Origin of the sequence: Streptomyces sp. CB02980 (genome assembly GCF_014451325.2) — a bacterium.
Lineage (GTDB): Bacteria > Actinomycetota > Actinomycetes > Streptomycetales > Streptomycetaceae > Streptomyces.
Window position 1 is genome coordinate 53,795 of the sequence record NZ_JACSCH020000020.1, and the last position, 23,003, is coordinate 76,797.

Here is a 23,003-nt window from a genome sequence, read left to right on the forward strand (position 1 = left end):
TGGGGATCAGTAGGCGTAGCTGGACTTGTTCGCGACCGAGGCGGCGACGCGGGTGACGCCGCTGCCGGCCGGCAGGGCCGTGACCGGGGTGGGGGACGAGTCGGTCGTGCCGTTGCCCAGCTGGCCGTTGCTGTTGTTGCCCCAGGCGAGAACGGACTGGTCGGAGAGGACGGCGAGGGTGTGCTGCCAGCCGCCTGCCATCTCCTGGACGTCGCTCAGGCCGGGGAGGGGAACGGGAGTCGTCCGGCTGACGGTGGTGCCGTCGCCGAGCTGGCCCTGACCGTTCCAGCCCCAGGCACGCACGGTGCCGTCGTCCAGGACCGCGTAGCTCTGATAGGCGCCCGCGAAGACCTTGGTGACGCCGTCCAGATGCTGTACGTCGACGGGCACCCTGCGGTGCTCGGTGCTGTCGTCGCCGAGCTGGCCGTTGGCGTTGTGGCCCCAGGCCTTGACCCTGCCCCCGGCAGTGAGGGCGAGGGTGTGGCGGCAGCCGGTGGTGACGGCCACCACGTCATCGAGGCCGGGCACCTTCCGGGGCGTGTTCCGGTCGGTGTCGGTGTCGTCACCGAGCTGTCCGACGTCGTTCCTGCCCCAGGTCCAGACGGTGCCGTCCTCCCGGAGGGCGACGGAGTGATCGCAGCCGCCCGAGACGTCCTTGACCCTGTTCAGGCTCTGGACGGCGACGGGGCGGGTCGCGAGGCCGTCCTTGTCGGGGGTGGTGAGGCCGTTCCCGAGCTGCCCGTAGGCGTTGGTGCCCCAGGCCAGGACGCGTCCGCCGCGTACCGCGAGGGCGAACGGGCCGCCGGCGGCTGCGATCGAGGACACACCGGAGAGTCCGGCGACCGTCGCGGGGAAGCCCCGCTGGGTGGTGCTGCCGTCGCCGAGCTGTCCCGAGGTGTTGCCGCCCCAGGACAGGACCGTGCCGTCGTTGAGGAGGGCCAGGGCGAAGGAGAGGTTGCTGTTGAAGCCTCCGGCGGAGAGCTCGCGGACGTCGCCGCGGGCCACCCCGACGACGGAGCCCGGGGTGCCCTGGTTGAGCGTGGTGCCGTTGCCGAGCTGGGCGCCGATGTTCAGCCCCCAGGACCGGACCCACGGATCACGCGGTTCGGCCTGTGCGGGTGCCGGCGAGGTCGCCAGGGCGGTCAGTGCGACGGCCGCGGCGAGCGCGGCCCGTACGTACGACGGGTATGACATGCCGTTCACCGGCCTCAGTACGCGTACGTCGTGTTGCCGCCCAGGGAGACGGCCACCGCCTTGATCGCCGAACCCTCGTCGAGGATCTTCACCGACTCGTAGCGGGCGACCGTCGTGCCGTTGCCGAGCTGGCCCTCGCCGTTGTGGCCCCAGGTGAAGACCTCGTCCGCCGTGACGGCGACGCCGTGCCGGGCGCCGGCCGCGAGGTGCTGGACGCCTTCGAGGCGCGGGATCTCGACGGGTGCGGTGCGGTTGGTGCGGGAGACGTTGGAGTCGAAGGCCTCGTCGGACTCCAGGAGCTGGCCGTACTGGTTGTTGCCCCAGCCCCAGACGTGGCTGTCGCTCGTCTTGACGTAGTTGTGGAAGGCGCCCGCCTCGATGTCGGAGACGCCCTCGATCCAGTCCACGTCGACGGGGAGCGTGGCGGACTTGGTGGAGGAGTTGCCGAGCTGGCCGTAGAGGTTGTAGCCCCAGGACTTGACCGTGTCGTCGGCGGTCAGCGCGAGGGCGTGGTGGCAGCCCGCGTCGATCTCGACGATGTTCTCCAGGCCCAGGACCTGCCGGGGTACGGAGCTGGTGGCGCGGGTGCCGTTGCCGAGCTGGCCGTGGATGCCGCGGCCCCAGGCGTACACCTTGCCGTTCTCCAGGAGCGCGAGGCTGAAGTCGCAGCCGGCCGAGATCTGCTTGACCTTGGGCATGCCCTGGACGCGGTCGGGGACCGTACGGCTGTCGCCGGTGCGGTTGTTGCCGAGCTGGCCGTACGCGTTGTCGCCCCAGGAGTAGACCTGGCCGCCGGTGTCGAGGGCGAGGGCGTGCTTCCCGCCCGCGGCGACGTCCTTGATGTTGTTGAGGCGGGGGACGGTGGTGGGCACGGCCTGGTTGGTGTTGCCGCCGTTGCCGAGCTGGCCCGAGGAGTTGTGGCCCCAGGACTTGACCGTCTTGTCGGTACGGGCGAGGGCGAACGAGTCGGCGGAAGAGGTGCCGCCCGCCGACATCTGGTCGACGTCTCCGCGGAAGAGACTGGTGACCGAGGACGGGCTGAGACTGTCGGCGAGGGTGCCGTTGCCGAGCTGGCCGGTGCGGCCCGCGCCCCAGCCCAGCACGGTCGGGTTGCCCTCGTTGGCGTTCGCCGCGGGGGCGAGGGCGGGTACGGCGGTGAGGGCTGCCGCGGCGAGGGCGGCGGCGGCGAACCGCCGGGCGCGCGGTGTCGTGCGCGAGGGACTGCGTCGTGAACGGGACATGGCTCTGCTCTCCTTCGACGGGGACATACGGGAGCGCGGCGCCCGGCCGGTGCCGTCCGCCGGGAGACGGAGGCGTACACGGGCCGGTCGCGGGTCATGCGAACACGTGGTGCCGGGCCCTTGGGCATGGGGTGCCCACGGCCGGGTGCGACGGCCGGGACGGGCCGTCGGGCACATCAGCAGACTGTCCGAAAATGATCACCGAGGCGCGCTGGAACTGCTGAAACACCCGTTTGTCGGACGTCCGTTCGGGGTGGTGTTCCGGGGGCGCATTCGCCCCCGCCACGAGCCTGGAGCGAGACGCGGGCGGCGCCGGGGGCGGGCCGCCGAACGGCGGCGGCCGGGTGGGTGAGAGGCCCCGACGGACACGCCCGCCCGCTCTCTCCTCCCTGTCCCCGAATCCCTACGAACGGGTGGACCGGCGGGTCGGGGGACGGGCCCGCCGGCGCCCCAGATCCGACCCCTCGGGGCAGCCCCGTATGCGCTCCGCCGAAGTGGTGAGCGGCCCCCGGGGTACGCGCCGCGCCGTGTGTCCTGCCGGAGTGCCGAGGCCCCGACGGTTAGCGTCTGGATGCGCTCGGTGATCTTGAGGGCAGTCCCCCTGTCCGCCCCTGGCGTCCCCTTCCGAGCACACCAAGTCACCCCTGTCCCAAGGGAGTTCCCATGCCCGAATGGAAGACGTCGGCACGCCGTGTGCTGACCGCGGCCGTCCTCGCCGCCGCTCTCGCCCTGCCCCTGGCCCCCACCGCGTACGCCGAGGAGTGCAAGCCCGAGGATCAGGCCTGCCTGGACAAGGAGGCCAACGCCAAGGAAGCCAAGGAGATCGAGGAACAGCAGAAGAAGACCCAGGAGGCCGCAGGCCAGGCCGACAAGGACATCAAGGCGGCCGGGGAGAAGCTCAAGGAGTGCCCGCCCGGCTCGTCCTCCTGCATGAGCACACTGACCGGCGGCAAGGGCGCCACCGAGGAGCAGGGCGTCAAGGACATGACCGACACCATCGCCGCGAACAAGCCCGAGCCGGCGAACAACGCGGCCCAGGCCGTGTCCTCGACCTGCGAGTCCTTCCCCGGCTCGCTGCCGCAGGGGTCCACCGACCCGGGACAGTCCCCCTTCCCGGTCGACCAGCTCTGCAGCCTCCTCGGCGGCTGAGCCGTTCCCTGCCGCACGTCCCCTGCTCCCTGCTCCTGTTCCCCTCTGCTCCTCCTCTCCCTGCTCCCCTGCTCCCCTGCTCCCCTCCGTCCCCTCCGTCCCCTCCGTCCCGAAGGGATCCCCCGTCATGCCCGCGTGCCATCGCCGCGCCGCTCTGCTGCCCGCCCTCTCCGTCCTCCTCGGCCTCGCCGCCGCCTCCCTCGCGCCGCCCGCCGGCGCCGCCGAGGAGGGACCGGGCGAGACCCCCGTACCGCGTGCCCTCACCGCCGACGGACGCCCGGCCGAGGTCGCCGACGTCCTGAAGTACTGCGGCACCAAGCGCAACGCCTGCACCTTCGCCATCGACCGCAAGCTGGGCCGTGAGTACGTCACCACCATGAAGTCGCTCGGCAACGCGGTGATCAACTGCACCCAGAGCGACATGGCCGTCGAGCGGACCGTCACCCTGAAGACCGGCACCACCGACAACATCGGCGGCGAGATCTCCGGGCAGATCACCGCCGAGGGCACGGTCGGCGCCACCGGCACGGTCAGTACCAACCTCACCGGCGAGGTCTCCAGCGAGAACAAGACGCCCGACCTCGACAAGGGCCCCACGTCGACGAACACCGCCAAGACCTCGGTCGCCGGCGGCGCCACGGCCTCGGGTTCGCTGAGCGCGCGCCTCGCCTTCCAGGCCGCCTTCAAGGCCACGTACTCCAAGTCGTGGACGGTCGAGAACACCGAGGAGACCGCCTACAAGACCACCGTCAAGGCGCACGACATGCTCGTCTTCGGTGCGAGCGCCGCCATGCGGCGCGTGGCCGGCAGCCTCGTCGCCGACACCGGGCAACGGATCATCGGCATCGTCGTGGACAGCCCCTCGATGGTCACCAACAGCACGTTCATCGCCCAGACGTACGCCGCGGCCGCCGGCGTCTGCGGCGGCACGCGACCCACCGGAAACACCGCCCCCACCCCGGCTCCCGGCCCCGGCTCCGCCCCTGTTCCCGCTCCCGGCCCCGGACCGGTCTCCGCCGCCGAGGTCCCCGTCGCGCGGGCGGTGCCCCCGGGCGCCGAGCCGAAGCGCGTCGTCGTCCTGCCCGCCGCCAACTGACCCGGGAGAAGCTCCACCATGAACCGCACCACCCTCCCGGCCCTCGTCGTCCTCGGGGCCGCCGGTCTGCTGCTGCCCGTCGTCCCCCTCTCCTCCCTCGCCTCGGCCGCCGCCGCCGAGCAGACCGTCCCCGTCCTCAACGGCGACTTCGCCGACCCCGTCATGAAGGGCGACGGCCCCACGACCGTCGGAATCGACCACTGGACCGGCCTCAACCAGCGCTACTCGCCCGCCGCTTCGGGCCGCACCGACGCCTCCCACGGCGTCGCCCTCCAGAAGGACGGCAACACCCTCCAGCAGCGGCTGCGCGGAGTCCGCGCCGGCGCCAAGGTCACCGTGCGGTACGAGGACAGCCCCGCCGTCTCCAAGGAGTGCACCGGGGAACAGGTCGTCGCGGGTCAGCCCTATGCCGTCGTCGGCTCCGGAGGCCCGGTGCAGGAGCTCGTCACGGCCGGCGATCCCGACCGAGTGAAGGGCACCCCGGGCAAGGGGCGTTGGACAGGTCGCGCCTACGTCTTCACCGCGAGCGAGAACGAGCCGCTGCTCACCTTCACCTCACGCGTCACCGACTCCCGCACCCATGTGACCTGTTCGCCGATGGTCGCCCGCATCCGTGCGGTCGAGGTGCCGCAGGACGTCGACAAGACCGTGAGCAAGACCTCGCTCGGGACCTCGGAGGCGTACAAGGGCAATGAGCGCGAGAGCACCCTCCACAACGCCGCCGCCGCCTGCAACGGCGAGAACGCCTGCACCTTCCGGCCCGACACCCGCACCTCCTTCCGGTACTACGACCGGGCGCGGGTCGTCGGCGAGGCCTTCGTCAACTGCACCCGCAACGCGCTGGAGCACTCCCGGCTCCTCTCGTACTCCGAGCGCGCGCACGACAGCATCTCCCAGACCTATGCCGAAGCGGGCCTCGCGCTCAACGAGGTGGCCAGGCTGCCCACTTCGGGAGACCGGACGGAGGACGAGAAGCGCCTCAAGGAGCGGCCGATGGCCACCCAGTTCGCCCTCGCCCACGAGAAGGTCTGGCAGCGGCCCTGGCAGTGGTTCAGCAGCGACCAGCGCACGGTCGTGGAGAAGATCCAGCCCGGTGAGGTGAGCTGGGTCGAGATGCAGCCGAGCCGCGAGCGGGTCGAGGGCTGGTTCGTCAGCAAGAAGGACGACTACCGGCTGCACGCCGTCGTCGACGGGCCCTCGCGGGCCGTGCCCGACCGGCTGCTCCAGCGCACCGGACCCATGTCGGAGGCCGAGAAGCAGCGTTGCGCGGCCGCCCGGCCCATGACCACCACCCCGGTCGGCGCCGACGCGCCCGCGAGCTCCAGCGACAAGGGTCTCCTCAAGACCCCGGCGCCGGCGGCCGCGGGCGTCCGGGCCGGGCTCCGGAGCGTGCCGCTGAACTGACCACAGCCGGTACGCGCGCCCGGACCGGTGCGAGCGCGCGCCGCCTCACCCCGCCACGGCGGTGAGGCGGCGCAGCACCTCGTCCCGGCCCAGCGCGCGGGCCACCGCGAACAGATCGGGGCTGCGGGTGGCGCCCGTGAGGGCGACCCGCACCACGTTCGCGACCTCCCTCGGCGGGCCCGCCCAGCGCTCCGGGTCCCGGCGCCAGGAGGCCGTGTCGGGGGCGTAACCGTGCCGCCCCGCCAGCGCGCGGAGCGCGCCGTACCACTCCTCCGGCGTGGCGGCCGCCCCGCTTCCCTCCCGCACGGAGTCGACGGCGGAGTCGGCGACGGACTCGATGGCGGAGTCGATGGGGGACTCGGCGGCGTAGTCGGCGGTGAGCTTGTCGGCGAACGTGGCGGCGAACTCGCCGGCGATCCGGCGCACGAGATCCGGGTCCAGGCCGCCGTAACGGTCGTCGTCGGCCGCCGGAGGCGGGCCGAAGAGCTCCGCGAAGAAGAAGCCGTAGCGGTCGCGGAAGCAGGACCAGCGGTCCAGGTCCTTCCGGGCGGGCGCGCCCTCCGGCCGGCCCGCCGCCACTGCCGCCAGGGCGAGTCCCCGCTGCCGGGCGAGGACGGACCCGAGCTCCGGGTCGTACTCCTCGGCCCAGGCGAGGAGCTGGCCGTACAGCTCGTCGGGGGTGAGCGAGGCGATGAACTCCCGGCTCAGTGAGTGCAGTTTGGGCAGATCGAGCAGCGGCCCCGAAGGGCGCATGCCGTCGAGCCGGACGGGCGCGGCGAGCGCCTCGGCCGTGGGGACGTCCATGAGCCGGATGTTGGCGAGACCGCGCAGATAGTGCTGGACCGCGGCCGGCGGATACCCGGCGGCCAGGTAGTAGTCCACCGACGCCTCGGGGTCCTTGCGCTTGCTGAGCTTGCGCCGCGAGGGCCCCTCGGCCTTCATCAGCGGCGCCAGATGCGCGTACGCGGGCGGGTCGAAGCCGAGCGCCGCGTGGAGCTGGAGATGGACCGGCGTCGAGGACAGCCACTCCTCGCCGCGCACCACCAGCGACACCCGCATCAGATGGTCGTCCACGACGTGCGCGAAGTGGTAGGTCGGCAGGGGGAGTTCCTCCTGCGAGGACTTGAGCAGCACGACGTCGTTGCCGTTGTCCTGCATGGTGACGGCGGCGCGGATCCGGTCCGTGAACCGGACCCGGCCGGGGAACTCGTACGGGCAGCGGAACCGCACGACGTACGGCTCGCCGGCCGCCGTCCGGCGGGCTGCCTCCTCCGGTGCCAGCGTGCGGCACGGCGCCCACCGGCCGTAGTAGCCGATCGGTGAGCGGCCCGCGCGCTGCTCCTCCGCACTGCGGGCCAGCCGGTCCTTGTCGCAGAAGCAGGGGTACGCACGGTCCCGCCGCAGCAGTTCGCGCACATGGCTGAGGTAGACGTCCCGGCGCTCCGACTGCAGGTACGGGCCCCACTCCCCGGCACCGGTCACCCCGCCCTCGTCGGGTGCGAGCCCGAAGGCCGCGAGCAGCCGGGAGAACTCCTCGGCGGCGCCGGCCACTTGGCGTGACCGGTCGGTGTCCTCGACGCGCAGCACGTGCACACCACCCGACTGGTGGGCCAGGGCGCGCGCCACGGCCGCCGTGTAGAGGCCGCCGATGTGCAGATGTCCGGTGGGGCTCGGGGCGAAGCGCGTCACCTCGGCGCCCTCCGGCAGGGTGCGCGGCCGGAACCGGCGCTCCCAGTCGGCCGGTTCCGGGAGATCGGGCGGGAACATCGCGTTGATGACGGACAGGTCGAGCACGGTGGACTCCCTCCTGGGGTTCCTCGATCGATCCACCGTAGGCCGGTGACCGGCCGATTCGAGACGGGCGGGGGCGCGAGGCTGCGGGACTCCGAACCCACTTCGGTGGTGTGGGCCCCGATCGGCGCGCACGGTCAGTAGCGTCCTGAGGGCCGATCCGTACGACACGGGCGGACGCGGAACAGAAAGGGGTGTGATGGGCGGCACGCGCGCGGTGGCCCTGCTCGCGCTCGGCTCCTTCGCCATGGGGACCGACGCCTACGCGATGGCGGGGCTCCTCCCGGACATCGGCGCCGACCTGCAGGTCTCCGTCTCCCTCGCCGGGCAGTCCGTCACCGCCTTCACCCTCTGCTACGCCCTGGCCGCACCCCTGTTCTCGGCCGTCCTCGCCCGCTGGGGCACCCGTACGGTCCTGGTGACCGCGCTCGTGGTCTTCGTCGTCGCCAACGCCGGGACCGCACTGGCCGGTTCGTACGCCGGGCTCCTCGGCACCCGGGCCCTGGCCGGCGCCGGAGCGGGCCTCTTCACCCCGGCGGCGGCCACCGCGGCCGTCGCGCTCGTGCCGCCCGAGCGGCGCGGGCGGGCCCTCGGCCTGGTGCTCGGCGGAATGAGCGCGGGGACCGTGCTCGGTGTGCCGCTCGGGCTGCTCGTGGCCGCCGACTCGGGCTGGCGTACCGCCCTGTGGCTGATCACCGGCCTCGGTGTGGTCGCCCTGGCCGGGGTGGGCACCGCCCTTCCGCCGGTACGCGGGGCCGCGGCGCCCTCGCTGCGGGCCCGGTTCGGCGCCCTGACCCGGCCCCGGGTCGCCGTGGTCGTCGCCGTCACCTTCACCCAGACCGTCGCCAGCCTCGGGCTCTACACCTATCTGGAACCGGTCCTCCACCGGGTCGCCGACGTCGGCAGCGCCGTGCCGTACCTCTGGGTCTGGGGCATCGGCGGGGTCTGCGGCAGCCTCCTCGCGGGGACCCTCGTCGACCGGACCGGGAGACCCGCCCTGCTGGCGGTCGCCCTGCTCGGCACCCTCGGCGCCGCCCTGGCCCTGCTGCCGTGGACCGGAACCGTACCGGGCCTGGTCCTGCTGCCCCTGATCGTGTGGGGCGCGGTCGGCTGGGCCTTCGTCGTACCCCAGCAGCATCGACTGCTCGCGCGGGAGGGGGAGGGCGGCGCCGCCGCCGTCGGCCTCAACAGCTCCGCCACCTACCTCGGCGGCGCCGTCGGCTCCGCGCTCGGCGGCCTCGCCCTCGCCCACGGGCTCGACGCCCGCTGGCTCCCGCTCCCCGCCGCCGGGGTCGCTCTCGCGGGAGTCCTCTTCCACCTCACCGCGGTGCGCGCACTCGCCAGGCGCGAGGCCGGGGCCGGACACCGTGACATCGGAATCGACCGGCGCGACGCAGGGACCGAGCGGCGTGACACCGGGGCGGACCGGCGTGACGCCGGGGCCGAGCCGCGTGACGCCGCGACCGACCGGCGTGACGCTGCGACCGAGCCGCGTGACGCCGCGACCGACCATCGTGACAAGGACGGGACCGGAGCCGCGGGCGTGACCGCGGCCGAGGCCCTGGAAAGGAACACGCCATGAAATTCGGCGTCAATCTGCCCAACTACGGGCCCGAGGCCACCCCCGACGCCCTCGCCGACTGGGCGCTGCGGGTCGAGTCGATGGGCTACCACTACGCGATGGTCTCCGACCACGTCGCGCTCACCCCGGACGTGCAGCACCTCTTCCCCGCCCCGTTCTACGACCCCTTCGCGACCCTCGCCTGGCTCGCGGGCGTCACCAGGACCGTGGGGCTCGGGACGACGGTGACGATCCTCCCGTACCGGCATCCCGTGCACACCGCCCGCGTCGCCGCCAACATCGACCGGTTCAGCAACGGCCGGCTCGTCTTCGGCGCCGCCGCCGGCTGGGCCGCCCGGGAGTTCGCCGTCCTCGACGTCCCGTACCGCAAGCGCGGGGCGATCAGCGACGAGTACCTCGCCGCGATCAAGGCCTGCTGGGCGACCGAGGTGGCCTCCTTCGACGGTGCCCACGTCTCCTTCCGCGAGGTGCACACCGGACCGCTGCCCGTGCAACGGCCCGGACCGCCCGTCTGGGTCGGCGGCCACAGCTACGGCGCGCTCCGCCGGGCCGTCCGGCTCGGCGACGCCTGGCACCCCACCTCGGTCTCCGGCGACTGGCTCCTCGGCGTCGGGCTGCCCGCGCTCCGCCAGGTCGCGGAGGAACACGAGCGACCCTTCCCCGACGTCTGCCCCCGGATCAAACTCCGCGTCACCTCCCGGCCGCTCGGCCCCGGGCGGCTGCTCGGCGAGGGCACCCAGGCGCAGATCGCCGACGACCTCGGACTCCTCCAGGACCTGGGCGCGCGGGCCGTGGTCCTCGACCCCACCTACCCGGGCGACCGGCGCGAGGCGGGGCGCACCGCGCGTGACCTCGACGTCCTGGAGACACTGGTCAAGGAGGTCATCGACGTGGACGCCGGCTGCGTACGATGATCGAACGGCGGCAGCGGGAGGGGGCGCGTGACGTGACCGATCCGGACCTGAGGAAGCTGCGGGTGCTGAGGGAACTCAGCGAGCGCGGCACCGTCAGCGCGGCCGCCCAGGCCCTCCACCTCACCCCCCAGGCTGTATCGCAGCAGATCAGCGCCCTGGGACGCGAGTTGGGAGTCCCGCTCACCGAGCCGTCAGGTCGCCGGCTGCGGCTCACCGGGGCCGCGCGGATCGTGCTCCGGCACGCCGACGCCGTCTTCACCCAGGTCGAGCAGATGCGCGCGGAACTCGCCGCCCACCAGAGCGGCGAGCGGGGCGAGGTGGCGGTCGCCGGTTTCTCCACCACCCTCTCGGCGCTCATCCTGCCCGCCGTGGCCCGGCTGCGGGAGACCCGGCCGCTGCTGCGGACCTCGCTGGCCGAGGTCGACCCGCCGGAGAGCTTCTCCCTGCTCCAGCGCGGGGAGACGGATGTCGTCATCTCCGCGGACACGACCCGGCCCGCGGCGGGCTCGGGGGGCTCGGCGGGCTCGGGAGGTTCGGAGCGTTCCGGGGATCAGGAGGGGCGCCTCGGCGGATCGCGTGACGGTCTGTCCGGCGGTCCTTCCGACAGCCGTTCCGAAGGCCGTTCCGAAGGCCGTTCCGAGGGGCGCTTCGACGGGCGGTTCCACCGGGTCGTGCTCTGCGACGACCCCTTCGACATCGCCCTCCCCGCCGGCCACCGGCTCCTCGGCAGCGAACGGCTGCTCCTCGCCGACCTGGCCGACGAGACCTGGATCTTCGCCACGACCGGCCTCTGTCACGACATCGGCGTCGCCGCGTGTACGGCCGCCGGGTTCACCCCGCAGGCCTCCCACGCCATCGGCGACTGGGACGCCACGCTCGCGGCGGTGCGGCTCGGTCTCGGGGTCGCGCTCGTGCCGCGCCTCGCCAAGCCGGTCCCGCGGCCCGAGGTGACGATCCGCCCGTTCAGCGAGCGGGCGCCCTCACGAACGGTCTTCGCGGCCGTACGCGAGGGCAGCCAGACGTCCCCCGAGATCGCCGCCGTCCTCGACGCGCTGCGGACGGCGGCCAGGGCGGCCGTCGCCGGCTGAGCGGGCACCGCGGGCGACACCCGGCGCGTCGCCGCTGACCTGCGGGAACGCGATACGCCACGGCTCGTGGACGGTACCGTCCACCAGACGTTGCTGGACCGGTCCGACCGCCGGTGCGAGGCTCGATCCCGTACCGCGGAGAGCTCCGCGCGTCCCCCTCACTTTTCCTTTCCAACTCCTTGCCGAGCCCTGTCTGCCTTCGGAGAGCGGGAACACCCATGTCCAAAGCCACCTACACGCGGCTGGCCGCCCTGAGCCTCATCTGGGGCTCCGTCTTCCTGTGGATCAAGATCGCCGGGTACGGCTTCTCACCCGTGCAGATGGTGCTGATCCGGCTCGCCCTCGGGGCCGTCGTCATCCTCGCCATCGGTTACGCCAAGGGGCTCCGGCTCCCCAAGGAGGCCGCCACCTGGGGCCATCTGACCGTCGCCGCGCTGCTCGGCAACGCCATCCCGTGGACCCTCTACGCCGAGGGGGAGATCGACGGATCGAGCAGCGTCGCCGCGGTCGTCAACGGCAGCGCGCCGATCTGGACCCTGGCCGCCGCCCTGCTGCTCGGCCAGGAGAAGCGGGTCTCGGGCTTCAAGGCCGGCGGCGTGCTGCTCGGCCTCGGCGGCACCGCGCTCATCGCCTCGCCCTGGAACTCGTCCTCGGCCGGGACCGGTTGGAGCATCCTCTGCTTCGTCCTCGGCTCCATCAGCTTCGGCGCCAGCTTCGCGTACATGGGCAAGTACCTCGTGGGCAGGGGCATTCCGCCGCTGATGCTCGCGGGCGGACAGCTCAGCGCGGCCACCGTCCTCCTCCTGGTCGCCTTCCCCTTCCTGGGTCTCCAGACCATCACCTGGCGCACCGACTCGGTGATCTCCGTCCTCATCCTCGGCGTGGTCTGCACCGGCTTCGCCGCGCTGCTCAACTTCGAGCTGATCATCAAGGACGGGCCCACCGTGGCCTCCACGGTCACCTATCTGATGACCGCCGTGGCCGTCGTCCTGGGCGCCGTGGTCCTCGACGAGCCCCTCGGCTGGACCGTGTGGCTCGGGGCGGTCGCGGTGCTCGCGGCCACGGGTCTGCTCCGGCGCAAGCCGCGCCCGGCGCCCGAACCGGCGCCCGAGGCCACCCCCGTACCGACGGCAGCGGCGGCCGATTAGCCGCCCCATTCCCCCAGGAAATGCCGGGCCGCCGCCCGCAACATTGTGTTCATTCATGGGGCGGGTGATGGATGGTAGCGTCACGAGTGGAAACACCCGGCCTTTATGGGGGAGTCGTACGTGGCTTTTGTGGTCGAACTCGTTTTCCGTGGCAATGAGACGGACCGGTTGAGTTTCGGAGAGGCCCACCGGACCTATTGGAAAAGGATGGCCGCGCGCGGCATCCTGCTCGGCGGCGGCCCCTGGCGGGACGGTACCGGGGAACTCCTGGTCTGTGAGGCCAGGGACCGCGGCACCCTCTTACGGGTCCTGTACGCCGACCCGTACGCCCAGGCGCAGGTCATCGGAGAGTTACGGGTCCGAGAATGGAACGCGGTCATGGGGCACGTGGTGCTCGCCGGTCTGGAGCGGTCCACCGGTGGTGCCGGGACCCACGAGCGAATACGCGGGGGCGTCGCTGCGCCCGCCCCGCCGGCCGTCCGCGAGGTGGCCGCCGTACGCGAGGACGTCGCCGTCCGTGAGGAACTGACCGCCCACGAGCGGCGCATCGCCACCATGATGCTCGACGGCCTGACCAACAAGCAGATCGCCGAGTCGTTCACGGTGTCGACCCGGGCCGTGGAGCTGCACATCACGCGCATCTACCGCAAGCTCGACATCCGCCGGCGCGCCCAACTGGCCGCTGCGATCGACCGGTTCGAGGCGGCGCTGGCCTGCTGACCCTTCCGCCGCAAGCGTGACCGCGCCCGCGCCGAGCCCACCACGCGCCCGCGCCCTCCCGTGCCCGATCCCGGGTCCCTTCCGGTACCCGTTCCTGTTCCTGTTCCTGTTCCTGTTCCCGTACGTATCCACTAGGGGGAGTTCGCCATGCCGCTTGTCGAGATAACCGTTCCCGAGGGCACCCTCTCCGAGGCCGCCGCGGAGGTCCTGCAGCAGCAGGTCGCCGACTCCGTGCTGACGGCCATGGAACTGCCCCGCACCGACTTCTTCGCCGCCGCCACCTGGGTCTACGTCCGTGAGGCCGCCAAGGGCTTCGCGGCCACGGGGGCCGGCACCACCCCGGGCGTCCTCGTCGTGGTCACGCCTCTGGAGGGCTTCCTCACCCCCGAGCGCAACGAAGCACTCTCGGTCGAGGTCACCCGGCACGTCCAGGAGGCGACCACGCCCGACACGGTCGTCTGGCTCGTCGTGAACGAGATCCCGGAGGGGAACTGGGCCGTGAACGGCGGACTGACCCGACGGGCGAAGATCGACGAATTCGTCGCCGAGGCCGCCAGGGCCCACTGAATTCCGTTTCCGTTTCCATTTCCCTTCTCGGATGCTGCGGCGCCGCACCGTATTCACGGTGCGGCGCCGTTGTTCTGTCGGGTGATGAATCCGGCCACGGGTGCGGAATCCCGTATCGATGTGCGGTCCGTTCCGCTCGTACGGTGATGTCAATGGCACCGACGGATGGGAGTGACTCGTTCATGGCTCTGCATTCGGCGCCGCGACTCGGTGTGGTGGTTCCTTCGGGAAACGCCGCGGCCGAACCCGAGATCGGCAGCCTCGTCAGCCCCGCATTCAATGTCCACACCTCACGCTTCCCGGTCCTTCCCGGAAATGACCTCCGCGGCCGGCTGGAGAAGTACAACGACGTACTCCCCGATGTGCTGGGGAATTTCGGTGGTCTGCGTCTCGACGCGGCCGTCGTCTCCTGCACCGGATCGCACTACCTTCTGACGCCGGACGGCGACCGGGCCCTCTGTGCGGAGCTCTCCGAGCGCGTGGGAGCCCCCGTACGGTCGGCGGCGCTCGCCATCCTCGACACGGCGCGTGCGGTGGGCGCCGAGCGGCTGGTCCTGATCTCGCCGTACGAGCCCTGGCTCACCGAACTGTCCCACGCCTACTGGGAGTCGGCCGGGCTCGCCGTCGACCGGGTGGTCAAGATCCGGGCCGGCGCCCGCTTCTCCCCGTACGACGTGACCACCGAGGAGCTCGTCGCACAGGTGCGTGAGGCCGAACTCCCCGAGGACGCGACGCTGTTGTTCACCGGCACCGGCATGTTCACCTTCGACGCGCTCGCCGAGCTCGGCCGGGACAGCGGGCGCACCCTGCTCACGTCCAATCTGGCGAGCGCCTGGTGGGCCCGGGACACCCTCGGCCTGCCGGCCGAGGGCCCGGACGCGCACCCGCTGCTGCGCCGGCTCGCCGAGCGGACCGGAACGAGGGCGGGCGCACCGGACGCCGGTCACGATGACGCCCCCGGTCACGATGACGCCCCCGGTAGCGATGCCGCCGCGGCCGGTCGCGACGCCGCCGTGGCCGTGTCGTGAGCGGCGATACCGCCTCCCACGGGCCGGTCGCCGTCGTCGGCGCCGGGCCCGTGGGACTGACCGCCGCGCTCGTCCTCGCCCGGACCGGCGTCCGCGTGACGCTCCTGGAGTCCCGGGAGTCGCTCGCCACCGAGTCCCGCGCGTCCACCTTCCACCCCTCCACCCTCGACCTCCTCGACGAGCTCGGCGTCGCCGCCGCGCTGCGCCGCCAGGGCCGTACCGTCGACCGCGTCCAGTGGCGCGACCTGGACGGCGTCGTCCACGCCGAGCTGGACTACTCCGTGCTCGCCGGGCACACCGGTCACCCGTACCGGCTCCATGTCGAACAGGCCCGGCTCACCCCGCTGCTGCTCGCCGAGCTGACGGCCACCGGTCTCGCCGACGTGCGGTTCGGGACCACCGTCACCGGGGCCGAACACATCGGTGGCGGAGGCGTCGGCGGCGGAGGAACCGGCGGCGGGGTGCGGCTGCGCACCGAGGACGCGGCGGGGCGGGTCACCGTCACCCGTCACCCGTACGTCCTGGCGGCCGACGGCAGCCGCAGCCGGCTCCGCGAGCTCGCCGGGCTCCCCGGCACCGCCGAGGAGTACCCGGACTACGCGCTCCGCGTGGTCACCGGGACGCCGCTCGACGAGCTGGTTCCCGGGCTCGCCCCGCTGTCCTACGTCCGCGACGCCCGGGCCTCGTTCAGCGCCCTGGGCATGCCCGACCACTGGCGGCTGATCTTCCGGATCCCGCGCGGGACGGACCGCGACGCCGTGCTCGCGCCCGAAGCCGTACGGGCCAGGGTCGAGCAGGCCCTGCCGGGCGCCGCAGGGAAGGCCGTCCGGATCGCCGACGCCCACACCTACCGGCTCGCGCGGTTCCTGCTGCCCCGCTACCGGGCCGGCCGGGTGCTGTTCGCCGGGGACGCGGCCCATCTGACGTCCACCGCCGGCGGCCTGAACATGAACTGCGGGATCCATGACGCCGTGGAGACGGGCCGGGCCCTCGCCGCCGTCCTGCGGGGCGACGCCCCGGGCGAGGCGGCGCTCGACGCGGCCCTCGAACGGCGCCGGTCGGTCGTCGAGACGGCGGTCATCCCGCGCAGCGAGGCCCGCACGGCCGGACTGGACAGCGCGGCCGAACTCCCGGCCCGGCTCGCCTCGTTGAGGCGCACCGCCGCCGACCCCCGCTCGGCCGTCGACTACCTGCTCAAGGCATCACTTCTCGACGTCGCACCACGACCACTGAAAGGTGACGCACATGCGGATCTGGTTTCACAAGCACACCGTTGAGGGACGTCTGCCGCTGCTCGACCAGTGGTACCGCGAACATCTCGACGCGATCGCCGCACCCGGCACCACCATCGACATCAAGACCCTGCCGGCCGACACCTACCCCGACGCCACACCGTTCGGGCTCGTCGGCCACCACTCCGCCCAGGTGCTCTTCAGCCGGCACTTCTCCGAGTCCGCGCTCGTCGCGGAGCGGGAGGGCTACGACGCCTGGGTGATCGCCGCCGGCCAGGACCCCGGTCTGCGCGACGCCCGCCACCTCGCCTCCATCCCGACCCTCGGCTACGGAGAGACGGCCTTCTTCCTCTCGGCGCTCACCGGGCAGCGCTTCGGCGTCCTCGGCTTCATGCCGCCGCTCGAAGAACCCATCCGGGCCAACATCCGGCAGTACCGCCTGGAGTCCTCGCTCAGCTCGTACGAGGTCGTCCCCGGCGGCTGGGACTCCGTACACCGGTCCCTGGAAGGGGACTTCGACCAGTTCGTCGAGGTGTACTCGGCGGCCGCCGAGCGTGCCGCGCGGGCCGGGGCCGAGGTCATCATCCCCGCCGAGGGCATCCCCAACGAGATCCTCTGGCACCTCGGCATCCACGAACTGCACGGCCTGCCCGTCGTCGACCCGGCCGGGCTCGCGGTCAAGCTCGCCGAAACCCTCGTCCAGCTGGGCGAGTTGAAGCTCTTCCAGCGCAGCGGGCACGGCTATTGGTTCAGCCGGCCGGACGAGCCCGTCGCCAAGCACCTGGAGCAGGTGTTCCTCGGCGAGGCCCTCTAGGAGATGCCGTGTCCGCCGCCTTGTGCGCCCTCCTCGGCCTGTCTCCGCCCTGCGCGCCGGCTTCGCACCGCGTCCGGTCCGCGCACCGCGCCCCGTCCTCGCCCGCCGCTCCGTCTCCGCACGCCGCCACGCCCTCGAAGGAGTCACGCCCATGACGTACGACGCCTACGGCCGCAACACCGCGGCCACCGACCCCGCCGCCCCTTACTACCGCCCCCGCCGGCTGCGCCGCACGCCCGCGCTGCGCCGGTTCGCCGCCGAGACCCGCGTCGGCCCCGCCAACCTCGTCCAGCCCCTCTTCCTCCGCGAGGGCCTCACCGAGGCGCGGGAGATCCCCTCCATGCCGGGCGTCTTCCAGCACACCCGTGACACCCTCCGCAAGGCCGCCGCCGAAGCGGTCGCCAACGGAGTCGGCGGACTCATCCTCTTCGGCATCCCCGAGCACAAGGACCCCACCGGCACCGGCGCGGTCGACCCGGACGGCATCCTCCAGGTCGCCCTCCGCGACGTCGTCGCCGAGGTCGGCGACTCCACCGTGATCATCGGCGACATCAACCTCGACGAGTACACCGACCACGGCCACACCGGAGTCCTGGACGCGAACGGCGACGTCGACAACGACGCCAGCATCGAGCTGTACGCCCAGGCCGCCGTCGTCCAGGCCGACGCGGGCGCCCAGATCGTCGCGCCCAGCGGCATGATGGACGGCCAGGTCCGCCGTATCCGCGAGGCGCTCGACCGGGCGGGCCACCAGTCCGTGGCGATCCTCGGCTACTCCGCCAAGTACGCCTCCCACTTCTACGGCCCCTTCCGGGACGCCGTCGAGTCCACCCTGCGCGGCGACCGCAAGGGCTACCAGCAGTTCCCCGGCAACATCCGCGAGTCCCTCCTGGAGGTGTCGCTGGACGTGGCCGAGGGCGCCGACCTGGTGATGGTGAAGCCCGCGCTCGCCTACCTCGACATCGTCCGGCTCATCGCCGACCACGTGCAGGTGCCCGTCGCCGCCTACCAGGTCTCCGGCGAGTACTCCATGGTCGAGGCGGCCGCCGCCAAGGGCTGGATCGACCGCGACCAGGTCGTCCGCGAGAGCCTCGCCTCCATCCACCGTGCGGGCGCCACGCAGATCATCACCTACTGGGCCTCCGAGTTCGCCCAGACGCTGGACCGGTGACCCGGTGAGCCCGTCCTCCACCATGCTGGTCCTCGGCATCAGCCATGCCAGCGCCCCGCTCGACCTCCTGGAGAGACTCGCCGGCACCGACCGGCCCGCCGAGGACCTCGTCTCCGACGTCACCTCCGTCGACGGCATCGATGCCGCCGTCGTCGTCTCCACCTGCAACCGCCTGGAGATCTACGCCGAGACCCGGGGCGGCCCCACCGGCTTCGGGGACGCGGGCGAACCGGCAGGCGTCGGCGAACTGACCGGCCTCGGACGGCTGTTCGCGGAGCACACCGGGGTCGACCACGACGAGATCGCCCCGCACCTCTACAGCCACCACGCCGACGGAGCCGTACGCCATCTGTTCGCCGTGGCCTCCGGACTCGAATCGGTCGTGGTCGGCGAGGACCAGATCCTCGGCCAGGTGAAGCTCGGCCTCGAACGGTCCCAGCGGCTCGACCGGACCGGCCGGGTCCTGGCCAAGGCCGTGCAGACCGCCCTGCGGGTCGGCAAGCGGGCCCGGAACGAGACCGGGCTCAACGAGGCGGGCCGCTCGCTCGCCACCGCCGGACTCGGCTTCTTCGAGCGCCGGGTCGGCTCCCTGCACGGCAAGACCGCCCTGGTCATCGGCGCCGGCGCCTTCGCCGGGGTCGTGGTCGCCGCACTGCGCCGCTCCGGCCTCGACCGGGTGCACGTCGCCAACCGCACCCCGGAGAAGGCGCAGCGGCTCGCCGAGACCACCGGGGGAGTCGGGTACGACCTGACGGACCTGCCCAAGCTGCTCACCGAGGTGGACGTGGTCGTCGGCGCCACCGCCGCCACCGGACACCTCGTCTCCGCCCGGGACGTCGAGGAGGCGCTCGCCGCCCGGGACGGCCGCGAGCTGTTCCTGCTCGACCTGTCCCTGCCGCACAACATCGCGCCCGGCGCGGCGGAACTGCCCGGCGTCACCTTCGTCGACCTCCGCCGGATCGCGGAGGAGGGCCAGGAGGACGAGATCTCGGCGGCCAGCGTGCAGGCCGCGCACGAGCTGATCGACGCGGAGGTCGAGCAGTTCCGCACCGGACTGCGGCTGGCCGGCGCCAAGCCGGTCCTCACCGCGCTGCGGACCGCCGCCACGGAGGCCGCCGAGGCCGAACTCGACCGGCTCGCCCGCCGGTTGGAGGGCATCGACGGGATCGACGGCACGGTGCGGCGGGAGATCGACCGCAGCGTGCGGCGCATCGTCGACAAGGCCCTGCACCAGCCCACCGTGCTGGTGCGGGAGCTGGCGGCCGACCCGGACGGCGCCCGGCACATCGCCGCCTTCGCCCGCCTCTTCGCGGCGGCGGACGCCGAGGGCGGCGCCGTGAGCACCACCCCGAACGACCCGAACGCACAGAGCGACCCGAACGCACAGAACGAGACGAAGATCGAGGCCATCGCATGAGTGACATCTCGGCTCTCTGGGAAGCCGAATCCATCGCCGTCATCGGCGCCAGCGAGCGCCCCGGCGCCCTGGGCCGCAAGCCGCTCGACTACCTCCTCCGCTACGGCTACAAGGGCCGCATCCTGCCGGTCAACCCGCGCTCCCCGGAGATCCTCGGCGTCCCCGCGTACCCGAGCGTGAAGGACGCCCCGGGCCCCGTCGACCTGGCACTGATCATGGTCTCGGCCGAACGGGTCGCCGGCGCCGTCGACGACTGCGTGGCCGCCGGCGTCAAGCTCGCCGTGATCGCCTCCTCCGGCTTCGCCGAGACGGGCGAGGAGGGCGCCCGCCTCCAGGAGGAGATCGTCGCCAAGGCGCGCGCCGGCGGCCTGCGGATCATCGGCCCGAACTGCATCGGCGCCGTCGGGTACGAGAACCGCGTCCTCGCCACCTTCAGCCCCCTCTTCGGCGCCGAGTCCGTGCCCTTCGAGCCCGGCACGCTCGCCTTTGTCAGCCAGAGCGGCGCCCTCGGCTTCGGGGCAGCCAGCCTCGCCCTGGAGCGGGGCCTGCGCCCCGGCTGGGTCGTCAGCACCGGCAACGACGCCGACGTCACCGCCCTCGAAGTCCTCCGCGAACTCGCCGCCGTTCCCGAAGTCACGGGTCTGCTTGGCTACTTGGAGGACACCCCGGACATCGGGACCCTCCGTGAACTGGCCGGCTCCGGGAAGCCCGTGGCCCTGCTCAAGTCGGGCCGTACCGAGGCCGGCGGCCGGGCCGCCGCCTCGCACACCGGCGCCCTCGCCACCGACGACCGCGTCCTGGACGCGGCCCTGCGCGGCCTCGGCATCGTCCGTGTCGACGACATCGACGAACTCCTCGACGTGGCACGGGTCTTCGAGTCCGAGCGGCGCCCCACCGGGAACCGCGTCGCCGTGGTCACCACCTCCGGCGGCTCCGGCATCCTCGCCGCCGACGCCGTCGAGGCCCACGGCCTGGAGCTCAGCGCCCTGGAGCCGCGCAGCAAGGAGGCGCTCGCCGAGATCGTCCCCGCCTTCGGGGCCATCGACAACCCCGTCGACATCACGGCCACCGTCCTCAGCGACCCCTCGCTCTTCGACCGCTCCCTCGACGTCCTGATCGCCGACGACACCGTCGACATCATCGTCGCCGCCTTCTGCGTGATGGCCGGACCCGATGTCGAGAAGGCCGTCAACGCCCTCTCCCGGGCGGCCGAGAAGGGCGGCAAGCCCATTCTCGTCGCCCGCACCGGAGCCGACTTCCTCGCCCCCGACGCCCCGCGCGACCTGCGCGAGGCCGGGCTCCCCGAGTACCCGACGCCGGCCCGCGCCCTGCGCGCCGCCGCCGCCCTCTGGGAGGTCAGCCGCCCCCGTACCCTGCCGGACGCCCCGCGCCCCGGCACCGTGCCAGGACCCGGCGCCGAGGCCACCGAGCCCGAGCTGAAGCGGCTCCTCGCCGAGGCCGGGATCACGGTGCCGAAGGGCCGGATCGCCGAGAGCGCCGAGGACGCGGTGCGCGCCGTGACCGAGGTCGGCGGTACGGCGGTGCTCAAGGCCGTCGTACCGGGCCTGCTCCACAAGACGGAGGCCGGGGGAGTGGAGATCGGCGTCACCGCTGACACCGCGCCCGAGGTCCACGCCCGCCTCGCCGCGCTCGGCGGACAGGTGCTCGTCGAGGAGCTGATCGACGAGGGTGGCGAGGGCGTCGAGCTGATCGTCGGCGTCCACACCACCGACCTGGGTCCGGTGCTCACCGCCGGTCTCGGCGGGATCTTCACCGAGGTCCTGGACGACGTCGGCCACCGGCTCCTGCCGCTCGGCCCCGGCGAGGGGGCCGCCCTCCTCTCCGGGCTGCGCGGCGCGAAGATACTCGGCGGTGCGCGCGGGCGGGCCGCGGTGGACATCGAGGCCGCCGCCGAACTCCTCCACAGGGTGGGCGAGTTGGTGCAGGACTGGCCCGCCGGCTTCGCACTGGACCTCAACCCGGTCCGCGTCCTCCCGAAGGGTGCCGTCGTCCTCGACGCGGCCCTCGGCTTCGACGCTCCCGAGGAGGCCGGGCGATGAGCGGCGCAGGGAACGCGAGCAGAGCGCTCTTCGAGCGGGCCCGCCGGGTCACCCCCGGCGGCGTCAACTCCCCGGTGCGGGCCTTCGGGGCCGTCGGCGGCACCCCGCCCTTCATGGCCTCGGCCCAGGGGCCCTACCTCACCGACGCCGACGGCAACGAGTACGTCGACCTGATCTGCTCCTGGGGCCCGATGATCCTGGGCCACCGGCACCCGGCCGTCGTCGAGGCGGTCACCCGGGCCCTGTCGCTCGGCACCTCCTTCGGCGCGCCGTCCACCGGGGAGGTCGAGCTCGCCGAGGAGATCGTCGAGCGGGTCGCCCCGGTCGAGCAGGTCCGCCTCGTCAGCTCCGGCACCGAGGCGACGATGTCGGCGATCCGCCTCGCCCGCGGTTTCACCGGACGCGGCAAGATCGTGAAGTTCGCCGGCTGCTACCACGGCCACGTGGACGCGCTCCTGGCCTCCGCCGGGTCCGGTCTCGCCACCTTCGCCCTCCCCGACACTCCGGGCGTCACCGGAGCCCAGGCGAGCGACACGATCGTCCTGCCGTACAACGACCTGGCCTCCGTCGAGAAGGTCTTCGCCGAGATCGGCGACGAGATCGCCGCCGTGATCACGGAGGCCGCCCCCGGCAACATGGGCGCGGTCCCGCCGCTGCCCGGCTTCAACGCGGGCCTGAAGGAGATCACCGCCCGCCACGGCGCCCTCTTCATCTCCGACGAGGTGATGACCGGCTTCCGCGCCGGCCGCTCCGGCTGGTACGGCCGGGACGGCGTCGCCCCCGACCTGCTGACCTTCGGCAAGGTCATGGGCGGCGGCTTCCCGGCGGCGGCCTTCGGCGGCCGGGCCGACGTGATGGCCCACCTGGCTCCGGCCGGGCCCGTCTACCAGGCGGGCACGCTCTCGGGGAACCCGGTCGCCACCGCCGCCGGCCTGGCCACCCTCCGGCACAGCACCTCCGAGGTGTACGAGCGGCTCGACGAGGTCTCGGCGACGCTCGGCCGCGAGGTCTCGGCGGCTCTGACCAAGGAGGGCGTGGCGCACCGGGTCCAGTACTCCGGCACGATGTTCTCGGTCTTCTTCACCGAGGAGGAGGTCGTCGACTTCGACGGGGTCCGCGCCACGGAGTCGTACCGCTACACGCCCTTCTTCCACGAGCTCCTGCGCCGCGGCGTCTATCTGCCTCCTTCGCCGTTCGAGGCCTGGTTCATCTCGGCCTCGCACGACGACCGGGCGGTGAGCCGGGTGGTCGAGGCACTGCCGGCGGCGGCCGCGGCGGCCGCGGCGGCGACGCCCTGACGTCAGGGCCGTGGACGAGAGACGAGGAAGGCCCCCGTGGCAGGACCACGGGGGCTTTCCCCTTCACATCCGTACGGATTCACCTCGGT

19 protein-coding genes are annotated in these 23,003 nt (G+C 72.9%); 16 read left to right on the forward strand and 3 right to left on the reverse strand.

Annotation, left to right across the window (positions count from 1 at the left end):
* Positions 1–6 precede the first annotated feature (6 nt).
* Both E0F75_RS32465 and E0F75_RS32470 read right to left on the reverse strand, forming a co-directional pair.
* The gene (locus E0F75_RS32465; protein WP_229314541.1) at positions 7–1,194 is read right to left on the reverse strand and encodes a chromosome condensation regulator RCC1; all 1,188 of its coding nucleotides are present in this window, start codon (positions 1,192–1,194) and stop codon (positions 7–9) included.
* Between the two features lie 14 nt (positions 1,195–1,208).
* Positions 1,209–2,435, reverse strand: a complete 1,227-nt coding sequence (locus E0F75_RS32470; protein WP_229314542.1) for a sialidase — start codon at positions 2,433–2,435, stop codon at positions 1,209–1,211.
* A 663-nt stretch (positions 2,436–3,098) separates the two neighbouring features.
* On the opposite strand from E0F75_RS32470, the gene E0F75_RS32475 reads away from it, so the two are divergent.
* The 3 genes from E0F75_RS32475 to E0F75_RS32485 all read left to right on the forward strand — a co-directional run bounded on the left by E0F75_RS32475 (position 3,099) and on the right by E0F75_RS32485 (position 6,084).
* Positions 3,099–3,584 carry a hypothetical protein gene (locus E0F75_RS32475; RefSeq protein WP_229314543.1) on the forward strand — a complete coding sequence of 162 codons (486 nt, stop codon included), beginning with the start codon at positions 3,099–3,101 and terminating at the stop codon, positions 3,582–3,584.
* Between the two features lie 127 nt (positions 3,585–3,711).
* On the forward strand, positions 3,712–4,680 hold the full coding sequence (locus E0F75_RS32480; protein ID WP_229314544.1) for a hypothetical protein: 969 nt from the start codon (positions 3,712–3,714) through the stop codon (positions 4,678–4,680).
* An 18-nt stretch (positions 4,681–4,698) separates the two neighbouring features.
* The gene (locus E0F75_RS32485; RefSeq protein ID WP_229314545.1) at positions 4,699–6,084 is read left to right on the forward strand and encodes a hypothetical protein; all 1,386 of its coding nucleotides are present in this window, start codon (positions 4,699–4,701) and stop codon (positions 6,082–6,084) included.
* 45 nt (positions 6,085–6,129) lie between these two features.
* Here E0F75_RS32485 and E0F75_RS32490 read toward each other — a convergent pair whose 3' ends face one another.
* Complete coding sequence (locus E0F75_RS32490) at positions 6,130–7,878, reverse strand: glutamate--tRNA ligase (protein WP_229314546.1); 1,749 nt, start codon at positions 7,876–7,878, stop codon at positions 6,130–6,132.
* Positions 7,879–8,074: 196 nt separating this feature from the next.
* On the opposite strand from E0F75_RS32490, the gene E0F75_RS32495 reads away from it, so the two are divergent.
* The 13 genes from E0F75_RS32495 to hemL all read left to right on the forward strand — a co-directional run bounded on the left by E0F75_RS32495 (position 8,075) and on the right by hemL (position 22,914).
* The gene (locus E0F75_RS32495) at positions 8,075–9,457 is read left to right on the forward strand and encodes an MFS transporter (protein ID WP_229314547.1); all 1,383 of its coding nucleotides are present in this window, start codon (positions 8,075–8,077) and stop codon (positions 9,455–9,457) included.
* Positions 9,454–10,371 carry a TIGR03619 family F420-dependent LLM class oxidoreductase gene (locus tag E0F75_RS32500; protein ID WP_229314548.1) on the forward strand — a complete coding sequence of 306 codons (918 nt, stop codon included), beginning with the start codon at positions 9,454–9,456 and terminating at the stop codon, positions 10,369–10,371. The genes E0F75_RS32495 and E0F75_RS32500 overlap by 4 nt, the downstream gene beginning before the upstream one ends.
* A 32-nt stretch (positions 10,372–10,403) precedes the next feature.
* Positions 10,404–11,459, forward strand: a complete 1,056-nt coding sequence (locus tag E0F75_RS32505) for a LysR family transcriptional regulator (protein WP_229314549.1) — start codon at positions 10,404–10,406, stop codon at positions 11,457–11,459.
* A gap of 218 nt (positions 11,460–11,677) precedes the next feature.
* On the forward strand, positions 11,678–12,607 hold the full coding sequence (locus E0F75_RS32510; RefSeq protein WP_229314550.1) for a DMT family transporter: 930 nt from the start codon (positions 11,678–11,680) through the stop codon (positions 12,605–12,607).
* Between the two features lie 105 nt (positions 12,608–12,712).
* On the forward strand, positions 12,713–13,327 hold the full coding sequence (locus E0F75_RS32515) for a LuxR C-terminal-related transcriptional regulator (protein WP_266969912.1): 615 nt from the start codon (positions 12,713–12,715) through the stop codon (positions 13,325–13,327).
* Between the two features lie 147 nt (positions 13,328–13,474).
* Positions 13,475–13,894 (forward strand): hypothetical protein, encoded by a 420-nt coding sequence (locus tag E0F75_RS32520; protein WP_229314552.1) that lies wholly within the window; start codon positions 13,475–13,477, stop codon positions 13,892–13,894.
* Between the two features lie 182 nt (positions 13,895–14,076).
* The gene (locus E0F75_RS32525) at positions 14,077–14,922 is read left to right on the forward strand and encodes an arylmalonate decarboxylase (protein WP_229314553.1); all 846 of its coding nucleotides are present in this window, start codon (positions 14,077–14,079) and stop codon (positions 14,920–14,922) included.
* A complete protein-coding gene (locus E0F75_RS32530) occupies positions 14,919–16,199 on the forward strand; it encodes an FAD-dependent oxidoreductase (protein WP_229314554.1) in 1,281 nt (426 codons plus the stop codon). Before E0F75_RS32525 ends, E0F75_RS32530 begins: the two co-directional genes overlap by 4 nt.
* The gene (locus E0F75_RS32535; protein WP_055599433.1) at positions 16,168–16,968 is read left to right on the forward strand and encodes an aspartate/glutamate racemase family protein; all 801 of its coding nucleotides are present in this window, start codon (positions 16,168–16,170) and stop codon (positions 16,966–16,968) included. Before E0F75_RS32530 ends, E0F75_RS32535 begins: the two co-directional genes overlap by 32 nt.
* Positions 16,969–17,119: 151 nt before the next feature.
* A complete protein-coding gene (gene hemB, locus E0F75_RS32540) occupies positions 17,120–18,139 on the forward strand; it encodes a porphobilinogen synthase (RefSeq protein WP_229314555.1) in 1,020 nt (339 codons plus the stop codon).
* Positions 18,140–18,143: 4 nt separating this feature from the next.
* Positions 18,144–19,556: a glutamyl-tRNA reductase gene (gene hemA, locus E0F75_RS32545; protein ID WP_229314556.1), complete on the forward strand. Its 1,413-nt coding sequence runs from the start codon at positions 18,144–18,146 to the stop codon at positions 19,554–19,556.
* Complete coding sequence (locus E0F75_RS32550) at positions 19,553–21,616, forward strand: acetate--CoA ligase family protein (protein ID WP_229314557.1); 2,064 nt, start codon at positions 19,553–19,555, stop codon at positions 21,614–21,616. Before hemA ends, E0F75_RS32550 begins: the two co-directional genes overlap by 4 nt.
* Positions 21,613–22,914 carry a glutamate-1-semialdehyde 2,1-aminomutase gene (gene hemL / locus E0F75_RS32555; protein WP_229314558.1) on the forward strand — a complete coding sequence of 434 codons (1,302 nt, stop codon included), beginning with the start codon at positions 21,613–21,615 and terminating at the stop codon, positions 22,912–22,914. Before E0F75_RS32550 ends, hemL begins: the two co-directional genes overlap by 4 nt.
* Positions 22,915–23,003 lie beyond the last annotated feature (89 nt).

Excerpts from the sequence above, each read along its gene's own strand:
- E0F75_RS32465 (WP_229314541.1), bottom strand. The coding sequence starts at position 1,194 with ATGTCATACCCGTCGTACGTACGGGCCGCGCTCGCCGCGGCCGTCGCA.
- E0F75_RS32470 (WP_229314542.1), bottom strand. The coding sequence starts at position 2,435 with ATGTCCCGTTCACGACGCAGTCCCTCGCGCACGACACCGCGCGCCCGG.
- E0F75_RS32475 (WP_229314543.1), top strand. The coding sequence starts at position 3,099 with ATGCCCGAATGGAAGACGTCGGCACGCCGTGTGCTGACCGCGGCCGTC.
- E0F75_RS32480 (WP_229314544.1), top strand. The coding sequence starts at position 3,712 with ATGCCCGCGTGCCATCGCCGCGCCGCTCTGCTGCCCGCCCTCTCCGTC.
- E0F75_RS32485 (WP_229314545.1), top strand. The coding sequence starts at position 4,699 with ATGAACCGCACCACCCTCCCGGCCCTCGTCGTCCTCGGGGCCGCCGGT.
- E0F75_RS32495 (WP_229314547.1), top strand. The coding sequence starts at position 8,075 with ATGGGCGGCACGCGCGCGGTGGCCCTGCTCGCGCTCGGCTCCTTCGCC.
- E0F75_RS32500 (WP_229314548.1), top strand. The coding sequence starts at position 9,454 with ATGAAATTCGGCGTCAATCTGCCCAACTACGGGCCCGAGGCCACCCCC.
- E0F75_RS32510 (WP_229314550.1), top strand. The coding sequence starts at position 11,678 with ATGTCCAAAGCCACCTACACGCGGCTGGCCGCCCTGAGCCTCATCTGG.
- E0F75_RS32515 (WP_266969912.1), top strand. The coding sequence starts at position 12,713 with ATGGGGGAGTCGTACGTGGCTTTTGTGGTCGAACTCGTTTTCCGTGGC.
- E0F75_RS32520 (WP_229314552.1), top strand. The coding sequence starts at position 13,475 with ATGCCGCTTGTCGAGATAACCGTTCCCGAGGGCACCCTCTCCGAGGCC.
- E0F75_RS32525 (WP_229314553.1), top strand. The coding sequence starts at position 14,077 with ATGGCTCTGCATTCGGCGCCGCGACTCGGTGTGGTGGTTCCTTCGGGA.
- E0F75_RS32535 (WP_055599433.1), top strand. The coding sequence starts at position 16,168 with ATGCGGATCTGGTTTCACAAGCACACCGTTGAGGGACGTCTGCCGCTG.
- hemB (WP_229314555.1), top strand. The coding sequence starts at position 17,120 with ATGACGTACGACGCCTACGGCCGCAACACCGCGGCCACCGACCCCGCC.
- E0F75_RS32550 (WP_229314557.1), top strand. The coding sequence starts at position 19,553 with ATGAGTGACATCTCGGCTCTCTGGGAAGCCGAATCCATCGCCGTCATC.
- hemL (WP_229314558.1), top strand. The coding sequence starts at position 21,613 with ATGAGCGGCGCAGGGAACGCGAGCAGAGCGCTCTTCGAGCGGGCCCGC.